Below are 6,465 nucleotides of genomic sequence, written 5' to 3' on the forward strand. Positions count from 1 at the left end.
AGGCTGGAGCTTTGCGGCACGGCCCTGCCCGTCCGTCTTTCAGGGATGAATCTATGCGTTCGAACATGATGTTATTGATGGCCGCCGCCATCTGGGGGCTGGGCTTCGTCGCCCAGCGGCTCGGGATGGACCACATGGGCCCTTACACCTTCAACGGCCTGCGCTTTCTGCTGGGGGCCCTCTCCTTACTGCCGCTCTTGTGGTGGCTCAAATCCCGCCAGCCGGGCGGGCAGGCCGGGGATCGCCGCCTGCTGCTGACCGGCGGCCTCATCGCCGGTACCGTGCTGTTCAGCGCCGCATCGCTACAACAGGTGGGGCTGCTCTACACCACGGCCGCCAAGGCGGGCTTCATCACCGGCCTCTACATCATACTGGTGCCCGTCATCGGCCTGGCCTTGCGCCACAAGACGGGGGCCAACACCTGGGTCGGCGCCCTCATCGCCATGGCGGGGCTCTACTACCTCAGCGTCACCGAAGACTTCACCATCGGCTACGGCGACCTGCTGCAGGTGGTGGGAGCCCTGTTCTGGGCGGTGCACCTGCTGGTGCTGGATCACTACTCGAGTCGGGTCGCCCCCATTCGCCTCGCCGGCGTTCAGTTCGTGGTGTGCGGCCTGCTCAGCCTGGCCACCGCCTTCCTCATCGAGACCCCTTCGGTAGCCGGTGCCGTGGCCGGCTGGCAGGCGCTGCTCTATGCCGGCCTGGTGTCGGTGGGGGTGGGTTACACCTTGCAGGTGGTGGGCCAGCGTGGCGCCCACCCGGCCCATGCCGCCATCATTCTCAGCCTGGAGACGGTGTTCGCCGCCATTGGCGGCGTCTTGCTGCTGGGGGAGACCCTGGACGAGCGCGCCTTCGTCGGCTGCGCCCTGATGCTGGCGGGTATGCTGATCTCCCAGATCCGCCTGCGCTGGTGGTGGAAATCCCGGCGGGACAAGGTGCCTAGCCAGCCCTGATGCGACAGCGGCCGACAGCGCAAACGGCCAGCCTCCATCCCAAATAAAACGAGGCGCCCACAGGCGCCTCGTTTTATTGCCGCACGTCTAGCGCACGCTGGAGCAAAAGCTCACGTCATCGCGCAGGGGATCGTTGCTCACGCTGTGGTAAAGCTCGAAGCAGGGACCGCTGCCAAACTCCAGCCCGGCCGCCACTATGTCGCCCACATGCTCCTGCCAGCGCGGCCCGTACTGGCTGCGATCAGTAATGAGGTAACGGGACTGGGCATAACGGCCGGCCGGAATGAGCTGGGTCTCCACCTCCCCCTCGCCCCGGGTCTGGGGCGGCACAGTGATGCCGATATCGGTGCGGCACTGGGCCGGCGGCGTCACCTCCGGGTTGTCGTGGTAGATGAAGATCCACTCCCCGCCCTCCAGCCCGCGGGCGGCGGCCCACTGGTGCAGGCGGCCGCAGACGGCATCATAGCCTTCGCCATAGGGACCGGTGACCCGCACATAGGCCAGGGTACGGGCATCCATCTCGATGGTTTTCATGGTGTTGTTCCTTGCTGATGAGTGGCCTTCAGCATAAGGGGACAGACCATCCCATGCGTGTCCATCCTTGCTCTCCAGGTGTCCGTTCTTGCCCTTGTCGCGGCGAAACTCTCCCGGGGTGCAGCCATAGTAGCGACGAAACGCCTTGGCGAAGGCCTGGGAGCTGCCGAGCCCCGCCCCCAGCGCGATGGCGGTGACGCTGGCATCTGTGTAGCAGAGCTGCCAGGCGGCCCGCTGCATGCGCAAGCGCCGGCACATCTCGCCCGGGGCTTCCCCCGCCACGGCGGTGAACACCCGGTGAAAATGGTAGAGGGAGAGACAGGCCCGCTCCGCCAGCGCCTCGATGGTGAGATCCGGATCCTGCTCCAGCGCCCGCAGCACCGGGATGAGCCGGCGGCGGTAGTCGATCATGGCCGGATCCTCGCCATGTAGAGGGCATCCACATATTCGCCATGGCGAAAGGCAAAACCACGGGCCAGCCCCTCCTCGATGAAACCGAACTTGCGATAGAGCGCCAGCGCCCCCTGATTGTCGGTGTAGACGGTGAGCTCGATACGGCGCAGGTTGAGCCAGTTGTCGGCCATCTCCAGCGCGGCCCCCAACAGGGCGGAGCCCACTCCCTTGCCCGCCCAGTCATCCCGCACCCCCATGCCGATACAGGCCACGTGTTTGCGCCTGGGGTTGGGCTCGATATGGAGAGAAATATTCCCCACCAGCAGACCATCGACCTCAGCCACCAGCGCCACCACGCTGCCGCTCTCCAGTCGCTTCTGCCAGACCCCCAGGGTCGGATAGGGCAGTTGCAGGGTGCCCGCCTGGGCATTGGGCATGGCATAGAGATCCCGCAAGGCGGGGGCATCGGCCGGTTCGGCGTGACGAATGGTGATCTGCATCTGAGGCTCCTTCTCGAAAACTTCATCATGCAGTATCAGAGGAATCCGGTCATCCCCCTGCCACGGTTATTTGCGCGGGCAATTCGGCGTCCCATCGGCATGGGCCAGCGCCGCGGGCCGGACCAGGTGAACGGCTCCGTCCACTGGCAGCTCCGGGCGGCGGACAAACAAAACGGGGGCCCAAGGGCCCCCGCATCATCACGGCGCATGATGAATAAAAACACGGAGCCAGAGGCTCCGTGTTTCACTGCAGTATCAATCTCGAACGGAACGCGCTTCGCGCTCTGCACGTTCCCGTACCAACAGGCGTTTGTACCACCAGCTGTTGCGACGACGTTGAGTGTTGGAAGAGCGACGAGCCATTTCTGAAGTCCCAGTCAAGAGAGGAAAAGAGCCGCATTATGCGATAGAGGTCACGTCCATGTCTTTAGCTGGATCAAGAAAAGCCTCACTGGCCCACTGTGATGGTGCCGTTCTACGTCGCCTTGCCAGCCGCATCTGACGCCCTTTGTGGCTCGCGCCAGACCAGAGGCCCGTTGCTCTCCTGTTCGTTTTGCGCAGCACACTCCAGCCAGTCATCGCCCTGCCGGATCCGGGCCCCTGCCGAATACTTCTGATCCTGAAACCAGCAGACCCGCTCCGGCAGAGATCCCAGCGGCAACACCAGCTCGCTGCCCACTTCCGTCCGCTTCGGTTCTGCCGCCACGCCGATACCGGTCGCACCGCCCAGCAATGCCAGCAGCAGCCAGCCGCCTCCCCTCTTGCCTGAATTCATGATCTCACTCCTCGCTTGATGAAGAATGGAAGCGACCGGCAGCCGCACAAACTTGATTAATATGCGGTGCCCTCTCTGGCATTCCCAAGCCAATATGGTAGCCTGCCAGCGCCTGCCCGCCCGTCTCAGAACCGGGCCAGGAAAACCCGTTGAATTTGTCGGCCCCAGACAAATATAACCTTATTAATCAAATCGTTATTTGGATATTATCCCAATGCGTATCATGCCGTTGCTCCAGGCGGCCTGCCTGAGCCTGATGTTGTCCGCCTGCGTTGCCCCCCTGCTGATGATGAGCCCCACCAGCCAGCTGATGTGGGCCCTGCTCAAACCCCTGGTCGGCTTCGATCCCAACCAGGCCAACCTGTTTGAACAGCCCCTGATCAAGGACCGGATGACCGCCATCCTCGGCCCCAATTACGACAGCACCATGCAGTTGCTCAAGACCGCCAACGAGCTGCAGCAGGAGGGGCCACTGTTCTACGTGGTCTCCCGCTATGCTCCCATGCCCGAGGTGGCCAAACAGGCAGGCATGGTCTGGAACTCGCAGACCAACCAGATGTCCGTGATGCTGCTCAAGGGCGACGGCACACCTCAGGTCTTTGGCGAGAACCTGGCGGCCAACGCGCCGAGCTGGCCCAGTGAGATGCAGAACTGGCAGGCGCAGGGCAATCCGGCAGCCAGTGCGCTCACCGGAGCTACCAACAGCCTGAGCGGCGCCGCCACCGGCAGCTCGGTATTTGGCAGCGTGCTGGGTTCCCTGCAGCAGGGCGCCAGCAAGACCATGGCTGACACCACCCAGCAGGTCGTGAACGGCGCCGCTACCTCGGCCCAGCAACAAGCCGGCAAGGCAGCCAGCAGTGCCACGGCCACCGCGCAGCAGCAAGCCACCAAGACGGTGACCGAGCCCGCCAAGCAGGCGGTCAGCAGCGCCACGGCCACCGCGCAGCAACAGGCTACCAAGACGGTGACCGAGCCTGCCAAGCAGGCGGTCAGCAGCGCCGCTGCCACCGTGCAGCAGCAGGCCAGCAAGACAGAGCCCGCCAAGCAGGCGGTCAGCAGCGCCAGCGCCACCACCGCCGGCAAGGCGGTCGCCGATGCGGCCGCCAAGGCCGAAGCTGCGCGCGCCGCTGCCGAAGCCGAGATGGAAGCCCTGCTCAAGTAAATCTCTTCCCAGGCCATCGCAAGATGGCCTGGTTGTTCCCCCTCCCGCCCGCTCCCTCAGCGGAAATCATGAACTTCTCGGCATAACTCCCTAAACTGGATGAAGACGACTTTTCGCAAGGAGTGCTGCCATGTCGCGTCTGCTCGGTCTGATTGTCTGCTGCTGTCTGGGGGCCGCCCTGCCTGCCGCGGCGTTCACCTATTACTCCGAGCAGAACATGCCGCTCAACGGCCTGGATGCAGCGGGCAACAGCACCGGCCTGGCGGTGGAGCTGCTGAGACTGATGTGGCAGGAGATGGGGGAACCGGAGCAACCCATCCACTTCATGCCCTGGGCCAAGGCCTGGTACCTGCTGACCCAGCAGCCGGATGCCGTGCTGTTCACCACGGCCCACACCCGGGCACGGGATCCCCACTTCCTCTGGGTCTGCCCCATCAGCCACTCGCGGGTCTCGCTGGTCGGCCGCAAGCGGGATGCCCCCAAGGTGACCGGCAAGGACGATTTGACCAAACTGCAGATCGGGGTGATGCAGGCGGACGTGGGGGAGCAGCTACTGCTCAACCGAGGCATCAGCCCTGCCAACCTGATGTCGGTGGAACGCATGGATCAGGTGGTGCGCCAGCTCATCATGGCCCGCACCGATCTGGTGGCCGGCAACGAGGCCATGCTGTTCCATCAGGCCAGGCAGCTGGGCTTTGCCCCCGAAACCTTCGTCACCGTCGCCACCCTGGCGGATCAGGACAACTGCTTCGCCTTCAACCCGGCGGCGGACAAACAGCAGGTCGCCCGCCTGCAACAGGCACTCGACAAGGTCAGACAGGGGGAGGCCTTCAAGCAGCTCATCGCCCGCTACCAGGATGTGGTGCAGCCACCACCGGCCGATCACCTGCCGCGAATAGAGTAAGTACCAGATGCAAACAGGCCACCCGAAGGTGGCCTGTTTCATGGTGCGAGCCACTCACTGGAAGTGATGGTCTTGCTCGGACTTCTTGGTCTGGGCGCCCTCGCTGTGCTCGATGGCGGTGCGGATCAGGTCGACCCCGGCCCGGATGATCAGAACCCCCATGTTGACCAGCTTGACGCAGACCCACATGAAGGTGATGAGCAGGATCAGCTTGAGCACTGTCTGGAACGCCTCCAGGAAGTTCTGCTCCAGCTGGCCGGTCAGGCCGCTGGCACTGGTCATCAGCCAGGTGTACACCTCGCGCACGAAGGGGATGCGGCTCGGCATCTCCAGCACGTCCAGCGCGGCAGGCAGGGCCTGGAAGATGACGATGCTGCCGAACAGGATCAGGATGACACCGATGGCGATGCCCAGAAAAAAACCAAACTGTTTCATGGAAGGTCCCAAGGTTTGCTGCATGGAAATAACATAGCTGCCAATACTAGGGACTGCCTTACCCCACGGCAATCCTTGCGCAGCCAGCCGCCCCCTCGCCAGGCCGCCCCAAGTAGGGAACCCTGACCGGAAACCATTGCCCAACTATCTGATTTCTGTGACGCTTGTGCTCATTCTCCCTCACTCGTCAGGCAGTCATGTCACGCTACTGTTTTTTGCTGCTCTGTCTCCTGCTGCCAGGATTGCCCGCCCTAGGCTGCGTTCTCAAAATGCTGGTTTTCTGTCCACCAATAGTTCCCGTAAGTAACGAAGGCAGAAAGCCAGCTTGATAAAAGCAGCAAAACTTCCCGCCAGCTTTTCATACCTCGTTGAGAATCGGCGAAACTTCTTCAGCCATCCGAAGCACCGTTCGACCACATTTCTCCTACGATAACGAGCTTTGTCTAACACCAGTGGACGTCCCTTATGGTGCCGTTGCTGGTCGCTGCGTTGCGGGATAACCGCTTTTATCTTTCTGCGCCGGAGTTCTGCCCGCAGAGCCCTGCTGCTATAGGCCTTATCTGCGGCAAGATGAGTTGGCCGAGTGCGATAACGGCCTGATGAAGTCGGGATCCTTGCCATGGCCAACGCACTTGTCGCATATCTGATTTCCGCTGATTGCCCCGGCGAAAGGCAGAACCCCAGCGGTAAACCATTACCATCAGTGACCAAGTGAATTTTGCTGCCAAAACCACCACGAGAGCGACCAAGGGCTTGATTCACCGGAGAGTTTTTTTACGCGCTCCGGCAGCATCTTTGGATGCCCTGAC

At 62.7% G+C, this 6,465-nt stretch carries 7 protein-coding genes and 1 pseudogene; 3 read left to right on the forward strand and 5 right to left on the reverse strand.

Annotated elements, in window-relative coordinates; genetic code table 11:
* The first annotated feature begins 53 nt into the window (after nucleotides 1–53).
* Nucleotides 54–953 (forward strand): DMT family transporter, encoded by a 900-nt coding sequence (locus tag CAK78_RS14560; protein WP_024941245.1) that lies wholly within the window; start codon nucleotides 54–56, stop codon nucleotides 951–953.
* Nucleotides 954–1,040: 87 nt separating this feature from the next.
* Here CAK78_RS14560 and CAK78_RS14565 read toward each other — a convergent pair whose 3' ends face one another.
* The 3 genes from CAK78_RS14565 to CAK78_RS14575 form a co-directional block, all read right to left on the reverse strand.
* The gene (locus tag CAK78_RS14565; protein WP_094697736.1) at nucleotides 1,041–1,898 is read right to left on the reverse strand and encodes an AraC family transcriptional regulator; all 858 of its coding nucleotides are present in this window, start codon (nucleotides 1,896–1,898) and stop codon (nucleotides 1,041–1,043) included.
* Nucleotides 1,895–2,380, reverse strand: a complete 486-nt coding sequence (locus CAK78_RS14570; protein WP_094697737.1) for a GNAT family N-acetyltransferase — start codon at nucleotides 2,378–2,380, stop codon at nucleotides 1,895–1,897. Before CAK78_RS14570 ends, CAK78_RS14565 begins: the two co-directional genes overlap by 4 nt.
* A gap of 475 nt (nucleotides 2,381–2,855) precedes the next feature.
* The gene (locus CAK78_RS14575; protein WP_094697738.1) at nucleotides 2,856–3,155 is read right to left on the reverse strand and encodes a YnjH family protein; all 300 of its coding nucleotides are present in this window, start codon (nucleotides 3,153–3,155) and stop codon (nucleotides 2,856–2,858) included.
* 214 nt (nucleotides 3,156–3,369) lie between these two features.
* Here CAK78_RS14575 and CAK78_RS14580 point away from each other — a divergent pair, with 214 nt between their 5' ends.
* Nucleotides 3,370–4,317: a hypothetical protein gene (locus tag CAK78_RS14580; RefSeq protein WP_094697739.1), complete on the forward strand. Its 948-nt coding sequence runs from the start codon at nucleotides 3,370–3,372 to the stop codon at nucleotides 4,315–4,317.
* A gap of 130 nt (nucleotides 4,318–4,447) precedes the next feature.
* Nucleotides 4,448–5,221 (forward strand): substrate-binding periplasmic protein, encoded by a 774-nt coding sequence (locus CAK78_RS14585; RefSeq protein ID WP_094697740.1) that lies wholly within the window; start codon nucleotides 4,448–4,450, stop codon nucleotides 5,219–5,221.
* 54 nt (nucleotides 5,222–5,275) lie between these two features.
* On the opposite strand, the gene CAK78_RS14590 is transcribed toward CAK78_RS14585, so the two are convergent.
* Nucleotides 5,276–5,656, reverse strand: coding sequence for a hypothetical protein (locus tag CAK78_RS14590; protein ID WP_042050167.1), 381 nt, complete (start codon nucleotides 5,654–5,656; stop codon nucleotides 5,276–5,278).
* A gap of 264 nt (nucleotides 5,657–5,920) precedes the next feature.
* A pseudogene (locus tag CAK78_RS14595) lies at nucleotides 5,921–6,465 on the reverse strand (IS5 family transposase); the annotation flags it as partial.

The organism is Aeromonas sp. A35_P (assembly GCF_002259925.1).
Taxonomy (GTDB): Bacteria; Pseudomonadota; Gammaproteobacteria; order Enterobacterales; family Aeromonadaceae; genus Aeromonas; species Aeromonas dhakensis.